The organism is Acidocella aquatica (genome assembly GCF_030160635.1).
GTDB lineage: Bacteria > Pseudomonadota > Alphaproteobacteria > Acetobacterales > Acetobacteraceae > Acidocella > Acidocella aquatica.
In genome coordinates this window covers 244,115-259,073 of sequence record NZ_BSOS01000067.1, presented here as the reverse complement: position 1 = coordinate 259,073, position 14,959 = coordinate 244,115, and the positions used below count along the sequence as shown (strand labels likewise).

Here is a 14,959-nt window from a genome sequence, read left to right as displayed (position 1 = left end):
GCAAGCCACCGGCCCCGCGCTGGCGCGGGGCCGGGCCGGAACTCACTGCGCCGGGTTGGCGCCGTAGACGTCAAAATTGAAGTAGCGTGATTCAATCTTTTTATAGGTGCCGTTCTTGAGGATCTCAGCAATCGCCGCGTCGATCTTCGCCTTCAACGCGGGTTCATCCTTGCGGATACCGATGGCGATATACGAGCCCAGCACATCCTTCGGGTCATATGTCACGTTGGCCGCCAGCGCATAATCGGCGCCTTTTGGCGTCTTCAGGAAGCCATAATCAGCCTCCACGGAATCCTGCAACGAGGCATCCAGCCGGCCCGAGAGCAGATCCGCATACACCTGGTCCTGGCCGGGATAGGAGATCACGTTCACGCCATTGGGCTGCCAATAGGTTTTGGCGTAGCTCTCCTGAATGGTGCCGGACTCCACGCCCACGGTCTTGCCCTTGAGGCTCGCAGCCGTCGGCTCCAGGCCCGCACCCTTCTTGGTGATCAGGCTGGTCGGCTCGTTATACATCTCGGAGGAAAAATCGATCTGTTTGGCCCGCTCGGGCGTCACGGTCATCGAGGATAAAATCGCGTCAAACTTGCGCGCCTGCAAAGCCGGAATAATGCCGTCAAAACCCTGGCTCACGATCACACACTTCACCTTCAGCTCGGCGCAGATGGCGCGGCCAAGGTCAATGTCAAAACCAACAAACTCTCCGCTGGGGGAAAGACTCTCAAACGGCGGATACGTCGCATCCACCCCGAATTTGATCTCGGTCATGGTTTTGGCACCCGCCGCGACAGGCGCCAGCGCGGCCAGGGCGGCAACGGCAAACGCCGTCACGCTAAAAAATTTCTTCATGCAAATCTCCCAAACAGAGTGTCCGCGCCCTTTCGCCCGCATGGCGGAAGGCAGCGTTTGTCACCTTAACGCAATCAACCTTGCAGGCAACCGGCTGGGGATGGGCGTGTCCGGGAGGTAGGACCGTTTTTCTGATGGCGATTCACGCTTTCGGCTCGCTCGGTTGAGCGAACCTCAAACGATCGCACCCTAGCCCGCGCGGCGCAGGGCCGTTGGGATGCTGGCGATTGCCTGGTCGATTCTGGCGGCGTCGGTTGGCGCGCCAAAGCCGTCGCGCAAAATCTGCGCGCTGGCGGCGGTTGCGATATCAATGGCGGCGGCCCGCACGTCTTTCACGGCGGCGGCTTCGGCCGCGGCGATGCGCTCCATCGCCAGGCGTTCCCGCCGGGCGGCGGTTGCCTGGGCTTCCTCGGCCAGCTCAGCTGACATCCGCGCCGCTTCGGCATGGGCGGAGGCGAGGATCTGTTTCGCGTCCTCGGTGGCCTGCGCCTGGCGCGCCTTGGCGTCGGCCAGCAGCGCCTGCGCTTCTTCCTTCAGCCGCGCGGCTTCTTCCAGCGCGTCGCGCACGCTTTGGGCACGGGCGTCGAGCATCGCGGCGATGGGTGCCGCAATTTTACGGCCGGCCAGCAGCGCGAAAATAACCACCGCGACAAAGACCCAGAACGAGCCATGTTCCCAGGGGGTAAAACTCAGGGCCTGGTATTCCATCGCTTAAGCTGCCTTCCCCGCGGCCAGGGCGTCGTCAACACGCTGCCCCAGAATGTCTGCCCCAGGCGCGCTGCCCGTGAGCTTCTGCAATATACTCGCGGCGGCCTCGGCCGCCACCGGCTTGATCGCGGCCATCGCCGCATTCCGCGCCGCGGTGATCCGCATCTCGGATTCGGCCAATTTCTGGTCCAGGCTGGCGGCCAGCGCCGCTGCCTGTGCCGTGGCCTCGGCCTTGGCCTTCGCCACGGCCTGCGCCACTTCGGCGCCCGCCGCGCCGCGTGCCTGGCTCATCGTCGCGTTCAGCGCCGCCACGGCCTGGTCGGCCGTGATTTTAGCCGCCCGCGCCGCCGCCAGATCCTGCGCGATGACGCTTGCCCGGTTTGCCAGCACTTTCCCCATCTCCGGCAGGCCCCAGCGGGCCAGCAGCAGATAGAGCGCCACCAGAATCACCGCCATCCACAACACCTGATAGGAGGTGAGCGGGTTGGCGAAATCCATCTGCGGCATTGTCCCGCCCGCGAACGCGGCGGCGGGGCTGAGGCTCAGCAGAGCGATGGTGGCGATGCGGCGCATCAGGTGAACAGGATGATCAGCGCGATAACCAGCGCATACAGCGCCACCGCTTCGGTCAGCGCGAAGCCGAGCAGAACGTCGCGGAACATGGTGTCACGCGCGGCCGGGTTGCGGCCAACGGAGGACACGAACGCGCCAAACAGGTTACCGATACCAACGCCGGCACCGGCAACACCGATGGTGGCAAGACCGGCGCCAATGTCTTTGGCGAGCAGAGCGGCTGACTGAGGATCCATAGTAAACTTTCCTTTCCGAAACTTTTTTAAGCAAAAAACATCAATGCATATGCACGGCGTCGTGCAGATACAGGCAGGTGAGGATGGCAAACACATAGGCCTGCAGCCCCGCCACCAGCAATTCCAGCGCCGCCAGCGCCACGTTCAGGCCCAGCGGCACCACCGAGGCAAACGCCCCGAAAACACCGAAGCTCGCCACGAGCATCAGCATGAACCCGGCGAAAACCTCCCACATCACATGCCCGGCGGTCATGTTGGCGAACAAACGAACCGAGAGTGAAACAGGGCGGGAGAGATAGGAGATGATCTCGATCGGCACCAGCAGGGGCAGCAGCCAGCTTGGCACGCCATGCGGCACGAAGAATTTGAAGAAGCGGAAACCGTGCGTATAGAACCCCACCCCGGTGGAGAACACGAACACGAACAGCGCCAGGCTCAGCGTGACCGCGATATGCGAGGTGAAGGCGAAGAAATAAGGGAACAGGCCGAGCAGGTTGCCGAGCAGCACAAAGCTGAAAATGGTGAACACCAGGGGGAAGAACCGCAGCCCTTCCTCGCCGATGGTGTCAACGCACATGTTGTGCACGAATTCATAAAGCAGCTCGACCACCGCCTGCCCGCGGCCGGGGATCAGCGCGCGGGCGCGCAGGCCCACGGCGAAAATGCCGACGATGATCACCGCGGCGGCCAGCATGGCCTCGTTTGAATTGGTGAAGTCCACCGCGCGGCCAAGCGGGCCCAGGCCCGTTGTCAGGCTGAATTGTCCAAGCGCGTCGATCGATGGGCCTGCCATTACTTTTTATCCCGTCCGCCGTCAGTTTTTCCAGCGGCCCGCACCAGATTGCGCAAGCCGGCCGCCATGCCAACCGGCACCATCACAAGCATCAGCCACGGCTTGGTGTGAAAGAGCCTGTCCAGCCCCCACCCGATTACCACGGCGATGACCATGGCGGCCACCAGCTCAACCCCCAGGCGCATGGCGAAATTGACCGCTTGACTGGCAGCCCCCGCGCCCGATTGCGCCGGATCCCGCTTTGTCCGACCTTTGGCCGCCGCCTGCGCTGCCGCAAGCCGTTGCTCAAAAGTCTCTTTGTCGCGACCGTTGTTCATGCACCTGTTTTCAGCGGTTCTGCGCCGCCGAGAGTTGGGCGGTTGCTACCGATCCCCCCCTGGCCTGTCAAGAATGCCAGGGGACTAATGTTACAATCACGGCGATTAAGTTTTCAACCGGCCTTTTCCCAGCCGCCCTCGCCCTGTTTCCAATAGGTCAGGGTGTGCCCCGCCGCCTTCGCCGCGCGCCAGCGCGCCCGCGCCGCCGCCACCTCGGTCTCGTCCGTGCCGTCGAACAGGTCGAACACTCTTTTATAAGGCGCCATCTCGGCCGCCGCCCCGCCAAGCCGGAACAAAAACGCCGCTCCGGCCGGGTTTTCATCCTCAATCGTCAAAAAAACCGGCTGCCATTCCGGGTGCGGCGTGGCCTTGGTGCCGTGCGGCAGCCAGTCCGGCTGGCGGGCGTGCCAAAGTGCAACATCCAGCGCCGCCAGTTGCGCCGCGTCCTTGCACACCACCACCGCCCGCTCTCCCGCCGCCAGCGTGCGCCCCAGCAGCGCTGGCAGCGCGGCGGCCATATCCGTGCGGGTCAGATGATAGAACCCGGCCTCCGCCATCAGTCGATGACAATCCGTGGCGGCGCCCGCCTTGCTGGCGCCAGCGCCCCGGCCACCGCCGCGGCCACGGCGCGGAACGCCGCCGCCGCCACGCCCTGCGGCGCGGCGGCGCAAACCGGCGTCCCCGCGTCCCCGGTCTCGCGGATTTCCAGCAGCAGCGGCACTTCGCCCAAAAATGGGACACCTATGCGCGCCGCCTCGGCTGCGGCACCGCCATGGCCGAACACATCGGTCCGCCCGCCGCAATGCGGGCAGGAGAAATAGGACATGTTCTCCACAATCCCCAGCACCGGCACATTCACCTGGGCGAACATCTTCACCCCCCGGCGCGCGTCGATCAGGGCGATATCCTGCGGCGTGGAGACCACAACCGCCCCCGCCAGCCGCGCCTTTTGCGCCAGGGTGAGCTGAATATCCCCGGTCCCCGGCGGCATATCCACCACCAGCACATCCAGCGCGCCCCATTCCACCTGGCCCAGCATCTGGGTCAGCGCGCCGGTTGCCATCGGCCCGCGCCATACCATCGCGGTGTCGCCATCCACCAGAAACCCGATGGACATGCACTTCACCCCCCAGGCCTCCAGCGGGATCATCTTGCCGTCCCGCACCTCGGGCTTGCGCGCCAGCCCGAGCATCCGGGGCAGCGAAGGGCCGTAGATATCGGCATCCAGCAGCCCCACGCTCAGCCCGCTCTGCGCCAGCGCCACCGCCAGATTAACCGCCACGGTGGATTTTCCGACCCCGCCCTTGCCCGAGGCCACCGCAATTACCGACTTCACCCCCGGCAACACCGGCGCCACCGGCGGCGGCGGCGCGGCCGGGGCCTTGTGCGCGGTGAACACCACGGAGGCGTTTTTTACACCCGGCATCGCGGCCAGCGCCGCCTCCACATCCCGGCGCAACGGCTCCCGCGCCGCGGCGTCCTCACGTTTTATCGCCAGCGTCACCTGCACCAGCCCATCGCCCACATGCAGGCCATCGAGCATTTTACCCAGATTGAACGGCGCCAGCGCCGCGCGGATGTCATCTTCATTCATGCCCCAAGCTTTAGCGCAGCGCCCCGGCGTGTCCACCCTCTTGCGGAGATGCCCGCCCCGCCACACAATTTGGCCATGACCTCACCCCGCCGCCTGCTCATCACCGCGATATTCATCACCGGCGCCACCGCCCTGGCGCTCGGCCCCGCCGCCCGCAGCGCCAGCCTGCCGCAATTGGCCGATCTCGCCGCGCGTGTCATGCCCGCCGTGGTCAGCATCGCCAGCACGGACCCGGTGAACCCCGCCGCGCCCGGCGCCGGCGACAACAGCGGCGACAACAGCGGCGACGGCTCAGGCAGCAATGGCTCCGGTGACAACAGCGCCTACCACCCCACGGCGGACACCTCCGGCACGCTGGATGCCTCGGGCACCGTGCTGCCGCCGCCCAAAGCGGTCGAGGCGCTGGGCTCGGGTTTCGTCATCGCCCCTTCGGGCTACATCCTCACCAACGCCCATGTCATCGCGGGCTCCGCCAGCATCAGCGTCACCTTTCAGGATGGCACCATCGTCCCCGCCACCGTCATCGGCCGCGACACCGATGCCGACATCGCGGTGCTGAAGGTCAACACCGGCCACCCGCTGCCTTTCGTCAAATTCGGTGATTCCGGCGCCCTGCGCGTGGGCGACTGGGTGCTGGCCATCGGCAACCCCTACGGCCTGCCCGGCAGCACCTCGGCGGGCATCGTCAGCGCGCTGGACCGCAACATCAACCAGGGCACCTACGACGATTTCATCCAGACCGACGCCGCCATCAACCGCGGCAACTCCGGCGGCCCGCTGTTCAATACCAAAGGCGAGGTCATCGGGATTGATTCCGCCATCTACTCCCCCTCGGGCGGCTCCGTCGGCATCGGCTTCGCCATCCCCTCCGCCATGGCCCAGCCGGTGGCGCAGGCGCTTATGACCACCGGCAGCATGACCCGCGGCTGGCTCGGCGCCGCCACGCAGGAAATCACCCCGGAAATCCAGAGCACCCTCAACCTGCCCGGCACCGCCGGCGCCCTGGTTGGCAGCGTCTCCCCCAACGGCCCCGCCAGCGGCATCCTCCAACCCGGCGACGTTATCACCGCGCTCGCTGGCGCCGCCATCGCCAGCCCGCGCGCCCTGTTCATCCGCACCGCGCAAATCCCCGCGGGCACCGTGGCCGGTATCACCTTCTGGCGCGGCGGCGGCGCGCACAGCGCCAGCCTGCGCATCACCGCCCCGCCCCCGGCGCTGGACGAAACCATCGCCCCGGCAACCCCGCCGGCCCCGGGCACCATCACCCTGGCCAGCCTCGGCCTCACCATCTCCACCAAACCCGCCGATAGCGGCGGCGCCGCCATCACCGCCGTCACCGCCAAGGGGCCGGCGGGGAAGGCCGGAATCGTCGCCGGGAATATCATCGAGCAGATCAACGGCCAGACGGTCACCGCCGCGACCCTGCAGGCCCAGCTGCAACAGCTCATCCAGGCCAGCCTGCCCGCCGCCACCCTGCTCATCACCGGCGACACCGCGAACGGCACCGACCCCGGCCCGCGCTGGGTTTCTGTTGTTTTATCGAAATAACAAGCCGCCCGGCCGTTCATCACTTTCTCTTGTGCGGCTCCCTTCCTGCAAATATTTCAGACGAATGTTTACGATTTTTTAACGAAAGACCTGTTTTAAGCGAGCATCCGTAAATTCGCCGGGATGATTCCGGCCATTTCAGCAAGGTTGCATCGCTCATGTCCGTTTTCGAAACTTTCCGTGGAATGTTCGCCGTCACCTACGCTGACGGCAGCATCACAACCGCCGGGAACACCGCCAACCTGCTCCATGAGGAGGACGGGGGCGAGATCATAACCCTCCCTGGCGCCACCAGCGCCACCCCCGTCACGCAAGGCGCCATCCTCACGGGCACCGGCAGCGGCGGCGGCTTAACAGGCAGTTTCACCTATGCCGGCGCGGTGGAAAAAGGTGGCCTCTACATCGGCATTCTGGTGCGCGGCCAGGCCTCCGGCCAATACTTCCTGCTAACAACCGTGCGAAACGGCAATCACTTCAACAGCGGCGGGGGGCAGGACGGCCAGCAGGGGGATGACGGCCAGGGCGGCGCCACAACGCTCACCCTGCAGCCAACCGTCGGCTGGAACCTCCTCGGCGCCACCGGCTCCCCCGCCTGCTTCATGGCCGGAACGGCCATCCGCACGCCCTCGGGCGACGTGGCGGTTGAAACATTGAAGACCGGCGATCTGGTGAGCCTGAACGATGGCCGCGCCGCCACCGTGGCCTGGATTGGGCGCCAGACCATCTCAATGGTCTTTGCCGACCCGCTGCGCGTGCTGCCCATCCGCATCAGGGCCAATGCGCTGGAAGACGGCGCCCCCGCGCGCGATCTGCTGCTCTCGCCCGACCATGCGGTGCTGGTTGATAACATACTGATCCAGGCAGGCGCGCTGGTGAACGGCGTCTCGATCCTGCGCGAAACCGATGTTCCCACCGTCTTCACCTATTACCACATTGAAATCGCGGATCATGCGTTGATCCTGGCCGAAAACACCCCGGCGGAAACCTTTGTCGACAACATTGACCGCCTGAGCTTCGACAACTGGGCCGAACATGAGGCGCTGGCCGGCGCTACCGCGATCATTGAGATGGACTATCCGCGCGCCAAGGCCACGCGCCAAGTGCCAAAGGCCATCCGCCAGCGGCTCAGCGCCCGGGCTGAAGCAACAGCGGCGGCCCGCAGCGCCGCCGCCTGATCTCCCGGCGCTGACGATGGCATGAGGTGGAATCGCGTTGCGATTTCATCTCATGGCTGATCGTCGTTCAAAAATAATGGCGTTCGTGGGCGCCGGAAATTTTGCGCGGCAAGAACGATCTGGTTTTTGTCTTCCGGAATGAAATTCCAGCGTCACATTGGCGTGAGAACGCTGAATATACGCCAGCAGAGGATATCCTGAAATTCTGCCGGTGCTAAATCAGCCTCGGCCGCCGGGACAACCTGCGCCATGCAAGACAGTAAGATAAAAATTGGATAAAATTTTATAAAATCTTGCTGAAGACTTTTTATGAGATGTTTTGCGTGGATCGTCCCGAAGCAACATTCACTTTTGAGTGTGTTCACCGGAAATAAGCTAAAAAACCATACATTTTTATTAATTTTATGACAGAAGACCCTTCTAATCGATAACCGCTCGCAACTTGATTTGAAGGATTTCTCCGCAATGGCCTCGACCGAAGCATTTAATGGCATGTTCGCTGTCACCTACACCGGCGGGAACATCACCATTGCCCCCAACACCAGCAATTTGTTAATCGGGCGAAACGCAACGGAGACCATGACCTATACCGCTGGCACCGGCACCAACCCCGTCCCGGTTGGTGCCGCGCTCACCGGCACCACAACCGCTGCCAAGGGCGTTAAAGCCGGGTTCACCTATGTCGCCGCCCTCGAGCAGGGCACCAAATATATCGGCATCCTGGTTCAGGACACCACCAGCAAGCAATATTATGTCCTGACCATCAAGGACACCGGCAGCACCTTCGGCGGCACGACCAGCACAAACACCCTCATCGTGCAAAACACGATCGGCTGGGATCTTCTGGGCACCACCGGCACCCCCGCCTGCTTCATGGCTGGAACCGCCATCCGCACCCCCTCGGGCGACGTTGCGGTTGATACCCTGAAAGCCGGTGATCTGGTCACTTTGAGCGACGGGCGCACCGCCCCCATCTGCTGGCTCGGCCGCCAGACCATTTCCATGGTCTTCGCCGACCGCCTGCGTGTGCTGCCCATCCGCGTTAAAGCCGGCGCCCTGGGTGAAAATCTGCCCGCGCGCGACCTGCTGCTTTCCGCCTGCCATGCCCTGCTGGTGGACAATGTGCTGATCCAGGCCGGTGCGCTGGTAAACGGCGTCTCGATCATCCGTGAGGAAGACGTTCCCGCCGTGTTCACCTATTACCATGTCGAGGTTGCGGACCACTCGCTGATCCTGGCCGAAAACACCCCGGCGGAAACCTTCGTCGACAATGTTGACCGCCTGGGCTTCGACAACTGGGCCGAACATCAGGCCCTGGTTGGCGATACCGCCATCACCGAGATGGAATACCCGCGCGCCAAAGCCGCCCGCCAGGTGCCAGCCGCCATCCGCGCCCGGCTCAATGCCCGCGCCGGGTCTCTGGCTGAGGTGCAACGCGCCGCCTAGGGTCATTTTCTGATGGCGATTAACGCTTTGAGGTTCGCTCGGTTGAGCGAACCTCAAACGATCGCGCGCCAGAGCCTGATCGCTTTAGCTGCGATCCGGCTCTGGCCGTTTTTCTGAGGGCGATTCACGCTTTCGGCTCGCTCGGTTGAGCGAACCTCAAACGATCGCACTCTAGTTCACGCCCTGATCGTAGAAGGTGACAGCCAGGCGGTTGAGGATTTGGTCTTGCGGGGTTTCGGTGGGGATTGGCGGGTAGAGCCTGACGATGACGGTGCCGGGCGCGATATGGAAGGCTTTGGCGCCCCAGTAGAGGCCGGAATTGGTGGCGGCGGGGATGAGGGGCAGGTTGCTGGCTTTGGCGAGGGCAATGATGCCGGGGTGCAGGCGCGCGCATTTGCCGTGGGCGACGCGGGTGCCTTCGGGGAAGAGGATGATCTGGCGGCCGGCGGCGAGGGCCTTGCCGCAATCGGCGACCATTTTGCGCAGGGCCTGGCCGGCGCCGCCGCGGTCAACCGGGACCATGCCGGTGGGCTCGAGCAGCACGCCGAACAGGGGGATTTTGGTCAGCTCGCGTTTGAACACGAAGGAGGGGTGTTGCAGCAGGGTCAGCCAGATGAGGACGTCGAGCGTTGACTGATGTTGCGCGGCGACGATGGCGCCGCCGGGCGGGGGCAGGTGTTCCCGGCCTTCGATGCGCAGCTTGATGCCGCAGAACAAACGCAGCCCGCCGAGGCAGATTTTCGCCCAGCGGATGGGAATTCGATCGAGGCGCTGGAAGCCCAATTGCCAGATGAGGATGCCCCAGAGGCTGAGCACGGTGCCGGCGCCGAACATGACGGCGTTGAAGGCGAGGGAGCGGAGGAAGCGCAGCTTGATTAGTCCTGGGTTATGAGGCTGGCGGCGAGCCGGCGGAGTCCGGAGCGGACCACGAGGTACTTGCTATATTCTCCGGCCAGTAACCGCAATGTGGGCAGGCTGAGAAGTTTGCGCATGGCGGGCGGGCGCACGGGGGCGGGGATGAGGGTGATATCGGGCAGGGCCTGATGCATTTCCTGCATGGCGCGGGGCATGTGGTAGTCGGCGGTGACGATGATGAGCGAGTGCATGTTGTGGGCGCGGACCCAGTTGGTGGTCTCCAGCGCGTTGCCGTGGGTGGTGCCGGCCATGTGGCCCAGGGTGATGGCGCTGGCGAAATGGGTGGCGGCGGCGGCGTCGTCGGCGGTGAAATCGCCCAGATAGGTGCCGCGCCCGGCGCCGGAGATGAGCAGCAGCGGGGCGTCGCGGTCAGCCAGCAGGGCGAGGGCGGCGCCGACGCGATCATCGCCGCCGGTGAGCGCCACGATGCCGTCGGCATGCGGCATCGGGTTGGGCGGCGTGGCGGTAAAGACCACGGCGAGGAAGACGAGGAAACCGGCCAGCCAGAGGCCGCAAAGCGCGATCAATGTATTGGCGAGCAGGCGCAGGATGGAGAAGCGGCGGCGGCGGAAGCGGCGGGCGCGGGGCATCAGACCAGCTTCCGCAACCAGCCCCGCACGGTGAGCTGTGCCGAGCACCACCCGATGACGGCGGCAGCCAGCGGCAGACAGGGCATTGCGGTCCACAGCGCGGGCGGCATGCTGGCCAGGCTGCGGGCGAGGCCGTTTGTCAGGCCGCTTGTTAGGCCGGGCTGCGGGATGGGGCTGGCGAAGGGTGCCGCGAGCATGGCCAGCCAGAGCAGCACGGGCAGCGCCAGCAGCGCGCCGGCGGCGGCGCCGGTGACGGCGAGAATGGTGGCGCGGCTGGCGAAGCGGCTGGCGATGTCGGCATCCAGCGCGCCGAGGCCGTGGATGGTCTCAATGGTGTCGCGCCGTTGCGCCAGGCCCGCGCGGGTGGCCAGCGCGACCAGCGCGCCGCCGACCAGGGCGACGATGACCAGCACGGCGGCGGCGCAGGTTTGCAGGCTGCCGGTGAGCGCGGTGACGCGCGCGGCCCATTGTGTGCCGGTTTGCGCCAGGGTGCCGGGGGCGAGCTTGTTCAGCGCCGCCGCGATGGAATCGCCCGCGCCGGGGCCGCTCCAGGTGGCGGTGATGACGGCGGGGAGCGGCAGGCCGAGCGATGCTGCGTCCGTACCGAGCCAGGGGGCGAGCAGGTGGTTCAGCGCGTCAGCGCTCAGCAGTTGCGGGTTGGTGACGCCGGGCATGGTTTGCAGCGCGGTTTGCACGGCCGCCAGGCGGGTGGCGTTGTTGGCGGCATCCGGCGCGCCGGGCTGGGGCACCTGGATGGTGAGCGCCGCCGCGGTGTCATTCTGCCATTGCGCGGCCAGCGTGGTGCTGGCCAGCGCGCCTGCGATGGCCAGGGCGGCGAGGAAGCTCATGGCCGCGACCAGGACGGGGAGCATCCAGTCCTCCAGCGCGGAGTGCAGGCCCAGCGGATCGGTATGGCGCTTAGCCATGCGCGGTCAGCCGGCCTTCGGCCATTTCAAGCCGCGGGGCGGGGTAGGCCTCGACCAGCGCGTGGTTGTGCGTGGCGACGACGACGGTGGTGCCGAGCCGGTTGAGCGCGGTGATCAGGGTCATCAGCCGCCCGGCCTGTTCGTCGTCCAGATTGCCGGTGGGTTCGTCGGCGACCAGGAGTTTGGGCCGCCCGACCACGGCGCGCGCGATGGCGACGCGCTGTTGCTCGCCGCCGGAGAGCTCGTCGGGCAGCGCGCCCAGCCGGTTGGCGAGGCCGACCCAGCGGAGGATTTCGGTGACATCGGCGTGAACCTGATGCTCGGCGCGGCGCGCCAGGCGCATCGGCAGGGCCACGTTGTCATAAGCGGAGAGATGCGCGAGCAGGCGGAAATCCTGGTAGACCACGCCGATGCGCCGGCGCAGCAGGGCAGCGTCGCGCCGGGAGATTTTGGCGGCATGGGTGCCCATGATGTCGATCCGGCCCTGGGTTGGGTGTTGCGCGAGGTAGATGAGCTTGAGCAGGCTGGTTTTTCCGGCGCCCGAGGGGCCGGTGAGCCAGCGGAAACCGCCGTCGGGGATTTTGAAGCTGATGCCGCGCAGAACATCGCGCGCCAAAGCCCCGGGGCCGCGCTCCTGATGGTGGTATTTTAACCAGACGTCATCGAATCTAATCATTCTACCTTAGGGTTCTGTTGCGTCATGGGCTTGCCCTGGCCGGGGCGGACTGACCCTGATTCAGGACTGTGTTGCACGCGCGACGTTTAGATAGACAAAAATTTGTGTCAAATGAATTGATTGGCGGTCGAAGATAATGCAGGTTGTTATTGCGTGAACGCGCCAAAAATGCCAATCTAAAGCCTATCATGCAGCTGTTATGCCCGAGTTGTTCAACCGTATATGAAGTGCCCGATGCCGCGCTGGCCGGGCGCAGCCGCAAGTTGCATTGCGTGCAGTGCGGAACCGATTGGCGCAGCGAGCCGCTTTCCCCGGATTTGGCGCGGGTTTCTGATTTCGCGGCGCCGCTGACGAATGTGGACGAAGGCTCCACCCTTGAGCGTGTGGACACACAGCAGGCCGGGATGCAGAATGCCGGAACACAGCATGCTGCAACACAAATGACCGATACGCCGCTGGAGGCGGACCCGGCGCTGGGCCTGTCGATGTTCCTGAGCAGCGGGGAGGATGCGAATGCGCCGTTGCATCAGCCCGGCCAGGGTGATGCCTTTGCTGATCTGGTGCATGCGGCGCGCAACAACACGGTTGAATATGAGCCGGAAACGCCGCCGCGTCAGGCGCGGGCCGTTAAAATCAGTAATTTGCCGCTAGTGCTGACGCTGGTGGTTTTGCTCGCGGCCGGGCTGGCGGGGTTGGCCTTCCTCGGGCATTTCGGACATATCGTCTGAATCCGCTAGCCCCTGTTTAAGCAAGCAATTTCATGCGTTTAGCTTGAGCGCTCTGCGTTAATCTAAACGCATATTGCTCTAAAAAGGGGGCCGTGGCCCCCTTTGGTGTGTCTGGATGTTTGTGTGGCGGGGCATGCCGTTTTTTTGAGGGCGATTCACGCTTTCGGCTCGCCCGGTTGAGAGAGCCTCAAACGATCGCGCTTAAACCCGCATTGAGCCGGTTTCCATGAAACGCTGATGCCAGGACAGCGCCTCGCCCGGCAGGCTGGGCGACTGCTGGCCGTAGGAGCCTTTGCGCGCCCTGGCGTAATAGTCGAGCAGCATGGGCCGGTAGTCAGGGTGCGCGCAGTTGGCGATGATGACGTTGGCGCGCTGCTTGGGGCTGAGGCCCCGCAGGTCGGCCAGGCCTTGTTCGGTCACGATGATCTGCACATCCTGGTTGATATGGTCGACATGCGAGACCTGCGGCACGATCGCGGAGATTTTGCCGCCCTTGGCGGTTGAGGGGGTCATGAAGATGGAGACATAGGCGTTGCGCGCGAAATCGCCCGAGCCGCCGATGCCGTTTTGGATGCGCGAACCCATGACATGGGTGGAGTTCACATTGCCGTAGATGTCGGCCTCGATCAGCCCGTTCATCGCCAGGCAGCCGAGCCTGCGGATCAGTTCCGGGTGGTTGGAGATTTCCTGCGGGCGCAGGATCATGTTGCCGCGATACTGGCTCATGTTGGCGTTCATGGCCTCTGCCGCGGTGGGGCTGAGCGAGAAGGAGGTGGCGGAGGCCATGCGCAGTTTGCCGGTGTTGAGCAGGTCGAGCATGCCGTCCTGGATCACCTCGGTATAGGCGGTCATGTTCTCGAAGGGTGCGTCCATCAGCCCGGTGAGCACGGCGTTGGCGATATTGCCGACGCCTGATTGCAGCGGCAGCAGCGAGGCGGGCAGGCGGCCGCGCGCGACCTCATGGCGGAAAAACTCGATCAGGTGCCCCGCGATGCGCAGCGCCGCGTCATCGGGTTTGGCGAAGGGCAGGTTGCGGTCCGGCCCGTCCGTCTCGACGATGGCGACGATTTTATCCGGGTCGCAGCTGAAGGTGGTCTGGCCGATGCGGTCGTCGGGGCGGATGAGCGGGATGGGCACGCGGTGGGGCGGCAGCGCGGTGCCGTAATAAATATCATGCATGCCCTCGAGCGCCGGGTTCTGCCACCGGTTGACCTCGAGGATGACTTTTTGCGCGCGGTCCAGCCAGGTTTTGTTGTTGCCGACCGAGGAGGAGGGGACCAGCGCGCCATCGGCGGTGATGCCGGTGACCTCGATGATGGCGGTGTCCAGCGGGCCTAAAAACCCTTGCCAGGCCATCGGGGCGACCTGGCTCAGGTGCATGTCGAAATATTCCATTTCGCCACGGTTGATCTTTTCGCGCGCGATGGGGTCGGAGTTATAGGGGAGGCGGAATTCGATGCCGTCGGCCTTGGCCAGGGCGCCGTCAAGCTCCGGGCCGGTGGAGGCGCCGGTCCATACCCGCAGGCGGAATTTGTTGCCCGCGGCGCGCTCGGCCTCCATGCGCGCGGCCAGCGCCAGGGGCACGGCCTTGGGGTAGCCCGAACCGGTGAAGCCGCTCATGCCCACCGTGCTGCCGGAGGCGATCAGCTCCGCCGCCGCCTCGGCGCTCATCACTTTCGCGCGCAGCTGGTTGTTCAGGATACGTGTGTTTCCGGTCAGGCCCATGTCCGCTCCTCAAAATTTTTGATGTGAGCGGGCTTTAGCCGCTCACGCTCGGGGAGGGATTGTCATAGATCAAATCAAGCCGGGAACTTGGTCCAAAATTTCAAAGCTGGGCTGCGCTGGTATCGCGCGGGCGGCAAAAATCATGTTGCGGCGCAACAAA

General features: G+C 64.8%; 17 protein-coding genes. 4 read left to right on the top strand and 13 right to left on the bottom strand.

The genetic code is table 11. The features are described from left to right. Positions 1–42: 42 nt before the first annotated feature. The 8 genes from QQJ84_RS12155 to QQJ84_RS12120 form a co-directional block, all read right to left on the bottom strand. Entirely contained in the window at positions 43–849 is an 807-nt protein-coding gene (locus tag QQJ84_RS12155) for an ABC transporter substrate-binding protein (RefSeq protein ID WP_284258475.1), read from the bottom strand. A 189-nt stretch (positions 850–1,038) separates the two neighbouring features. Further along, positions 1,039–1,557 (bottom strand): F0F1 ATP synthase subunit B family protein, encoded by a 519-nt coding sequence (locus QQJ84_RS12150; RefSeq protein ID WP_284258474.1) that lies wholly within the window; start codon positions 1,555–1,557, stop codon positions 1,039–1,041. Between the two features lie 3 nt (positions 1,558–1,560). After that, positions 1,561–2,130 carry a F0F1 ATP synthase subunit B family protein gene (locus QQJ84_RS12145; protein WP_284258473.1) on the bottom strand — a complete coding sequence of 190 codons (570 nt, stop codon included), beginning with the start codon at positions 2,128–2,130 and terminating at the stop codon, positions 1,561–1,563. Continuing rightward, complete coding sequence (atpE, locus tag QQJ84_RS12140) at positions 2,130–2,366, bottom strand: ATP synthase F0 subunit C (protein ID WP_284258472.1); 237 nt, start codon at positions 2,364–2,366, stop codon at positions 2,130–2,132. The genes QQJ84_RS12145 and atpE overlap by 1 nt, the downstream gene beginning before the upstream one ends. A 40-nt stretch (positions 2,367–2,406) precedes the next feature. Beyond that, positions 2,407–3,159 carry a F0F1 ATP synthase subunit A gene (locus tag QQJ84_RS12135; protein ID WP_284258471.1) on the bottom strand — a complete coding sequence of 251 codons (753 nt, stop codon included), beginning with the start codon at positions 3,157–3,159 and terminating at the stop codon, positions 2,407–2,409. Next, on the bottom strand, positions 3,159–3,476 hold the full coding sequence (locus QQJ84_RS12130) for an AtpZ/AtpI family protein (protein WP_284258470.1): 318 nt from the start codon (positions 3,474–3,476) through the stop codon (positions 3,159–3,161). Before QQJ84_RS12130 ends, QQJ84_RS12135 begins: the two co-directional genes overlap by 1 nt. Positions 3,477–3,589: 113 nt before the next feature. Then, positions 3,590–4,033 (bottom strand): DNA polymerase III subunit chi, encoded by a 444-nt coding sequence (locus QQJ84_RS12125; RefSeq protein ID WP_284258469.1) that lies wholly within the window; start codon positions 4,031–4,033, stop codon positions 3,590–3,592. Continuing rightward, positions 4,033–5,070 carry an Mrp/NBP35 family ATP-binding protein gene (locus tag QQJ84_RS12120; protein WP_284258468.1) on the bottom strand — a complete coding sequence of 346 codons (1,038 nt, stop codon included), beginning with the start codon at positions 5,068–5,070 and terminating at the stop codon, positions 4,033–4,035. The genes QQJ84_RS12125 and QQJ84_RS12120 overlap by 1 nt, the downstream gene beginning before the upstream one ends. Positions 5,071–5,145: 75 nt before the next feature. Between QQJ84_RS12120 and QQJ84_RS12115 the strand changes: the two genes are divergently transcribed. The 3 genes from QQJ84_RS12115 to QQJ84_RS12105 all read left to right on the top strand — a co-directional run bounded on the left by QQJ84_RS12115 (position 5,146) and on the right by QQJ84_RS12105 (position 9,239). Beyond that, positions 5,146–6,618 (top strand): trypsin-like peptidase domain-containing protein, encoded by a 1,473-nt coding sequence (locus QQJ84_RS12115; protein ID WP_284258467.1) that lies wholly within the window; start codon positions 5,146–5,148, stop codon positions 6,616–6,618. 158 nt (positions 6,619–6,776) lie between these two features. Beyond that, a complete protein-coding gene (locus tag QQJ84_RS12110) occupies positions 6,777–7,793 on the top strand; it encodes a Hint domain-containing protein (RefSeq protein ID WP_284258466.1) in 1,017 nt (338 codons plus the stop codon). A gap of 465 nt (positions 7,794–8,258) precedes the next feature. Next, entirely contained in the window at positions 8,259–9,239 is a 981-nt protein-coding gene (locus QQJ84_RS12105; RefSeq protein WP_284258465.1) for a Hint domain-containing protein, read from the top strand. A gap of 171 nt (positions 9,240–9,410) precedes the next feature. On the opposite strand, the gene QQJ84_RS12100 is transcribed toward QQJ84_RS12105, so the two are convergent. The 4 genes from QQJ84_RS12100 to QQJ84_RS12085 are packed head-to-tail and all read right to left on the bottom strand — an operon-like array spanning position 9,411 to position 12,346. Then, a complete protein-coding gene (locus QQJ84_RS12100; RefSeq protein WP_284258464.1) occupies positions 9,411–10,073 on the bottom strand; it encodes a lysophospholipid acyltransferase family protein in 663 nt (220 codons plus the stop codon). Between the two features lie 41 nt (positions 10,074–10,114). After that, positions 10,115–10,744 (bottom strand): YdcF family protein, encoded by a 630-nt coding sequence (locus tag QQJ84_RS12095; protein ID WP_284258463.1) that lies wholly within the window; start codon positions 10,742–10,744, stop codon positions 10,115–10,117. Next, positions 10,744–11,670: a cell division protein FtsX gene (locus tag QQJ84_RS12090; RefSeq protein WP_284258462.1), complete on the bottom strand. Its 927-nt coding sequence runs from the start codon at positions 11,668–11,670 to the stop codon at positions 10,744–10,746. Before QQJ84_RS12090 ends, QQJ84_RS12095 begins: the two co-directional genes overlap by 1 nt. Further along, positions 11,663–12,346, bottom strand: a complete 684-nt coding sequence (locus tag QQJ84_RS12085) for a cell division ATP-binding protein FtsE (protein ID WP_284258460.1) — start codon at positions 12,344–12,346, stop codon at positions 11,663–11,665. The genes QQJ84_RS12090 and QQJ84_RS12085 overlap by 8 nt, the downstream gene beginning before the upstream one ends. A 188-nt stretch (positions 12,347–12,534) precedes the next feature. On the opposite strand from QQJ84_RS12085, the gene QQJ84_RS12080 reads away from it, so the two are divergent. Continuing rightward, complete coding sequence (locus tag QQJ84_RS12080) at positions 12,535–13,074, top strand: zinc-ribbon domain-containing protein (RefSeq protein WP_284258458.1); 540 nt, start codon at positions 12,535–12,537, stop codon at positions 13,072–13,074. Between the two features lie 201 nt (positions 13,075–13,275). Here the strand turns inward: QQJ84_RS12080 and QQJ84_RS12075 are convergent, their stop codons facing one another. Beyond that, complete coding sequence (locus tag QQJ84_RS12075) at positions 13,276–14,799, bottom strand: acetyl-CoA hydrolase/transferase family protein (RefSeq protein ID WP_284258457.1); 1,524 nt, start codon at positions 14,797–14,799, stop codon at positions 13,276–13,278. Between the last annotated feature and the right edge of the window lie 160 nt (positions 14,800–14,959).

What these genes read in the sequence shown, in the direction of transcription:
- QQJ84_RS12145 (WP_284258473.1), bottom strand. Translation starts at nt 2,130, where the DNA reads ATGCGCCGCATCGCCACCATCGCTCTGCTGAGCCTCAGCCCCGCCGCC.
- QQJ84_RS12115 (WP_284258467.1), top strand. Translation starts at nt 5,146, where the DNA reads ATGACCTCACCCCGCCGCCTGCTCATCACCGCGATATTCATCACCGGC.
- atpE (WP_284258472.1), bottom strand. Translation starts at nt 2,366, where the DNA reads ATGGATCCTCAGTCAGCCGCTCTGCTCGCCAAAGACATTGGCGCCGGT.
- QQJ84_RS12110 (WP_284258466.1), top strand. Translation starts at nt 6,777, where the DNA reads ATGTCCGTTTTCGAAACTTTCCGTGGAATGTTCGCCGTCACCTACGCT.
- QQJ84_RS12085 (WP_284258460.1), bottom strand. Translation starts at nt 12,346, where the DNA reads ATGATTAGATTCGATGACGTCTGGTTAAAATACCACCATCAGGAGCGC.
- QQJ84_RS12105 (WP_284258465.1), top strand. Translation starts at nt 8,259, where the DNA reads ATGGCCTCGACCGAAGCATTTAATGGCATGTTCGCTGTCACCTACACC.
- QQJ84_RS12130 (WP_284258470.1), bottom strand. Translation starts at nt 3,476, where the DNA reads ATGAACAACGGTCGCGACAAAGAGACTTTTGAGCAACGGCTTGCGGCA.
- QQJ84_RS12075 (WP_284258457.1), bottom strand. Translation starts at nt 14,799, where the DNA reads ATGGGCCTGACCGGAAACACACGTATCCTGAACAACCAGCTGCGCGCG.
- QQJ84_RS12155 (WP_284258475.1), bottom strand. Translation starts at nt 849, where the DNA reads ATGAAGAAATTTTTTAGCGTGACGGCGTTTGCCGTTGCCGCCCTGGCC.
- QQJ84_RS12080 (WP_284258458.1), top strand. Translation starts at nt 12,535, where the DNA reads ATGCAGCTGTTATGCCCGAGTTGTTCAACCGTATATGAAGTGCCCGAT.
- QQJ84_RS12150 (WP_284258474.1), bottom strand. Translation starts at nt 1,557, where the DNA reads ATGGAATACCAGGCCCTGAGTTTTACCCCCTGGGAACATGGCTCGTTC.
- QQJ84_RS12100 (WP_284258464.1), bottom strand. Translation starts at nt 10,073, where the DNA reads ATGTTCGGCGCCGGCACCGTGCTCAGCCTCTGGGGCATCCTCATCTGG.
- QQJ84_RS12135 (WP_284258471.1), bottom strand. Translation starts at nt 3,159, where the DNA reads ATGGCAGGCCCATCGATCGACGCGCTTGGACAATTCAGCCTGACAACG.
- QQJ84_RS12090 (WP_284258462.1), bottom strand. Translation starts at nt 11,670, where the DNA reads ATGGCTAAGCGCCATACCGATCCGCTGGGCCTGCACTCCGCGCTGGAG.
- QQJ84_RS12120 (WP_284258468.1), bottom strand. Translation starts at nt 5,070, where the DNA reads ATGAATGAAGATGACATCCGCGCGGCGCTGGCGCCGTTCAATCTGGGT.
- QQJ84_RS12125 (WP_284258469.1), bottom strand. Translation starts at nt 4,033, where the DNA reads ATGGCGGAGGCCGGGTTCTATCATCTGACCCGCACGGATATGGCCGCC.
- QQJ84_RS12095 (WP_284258463.1), bottom strand. Translation starts at nt 10,744, where the DNA reads ATGCCCCGCGCCCGCCGCTTCCGCCGCCGCCGCTTCTCCATCCTGCGC.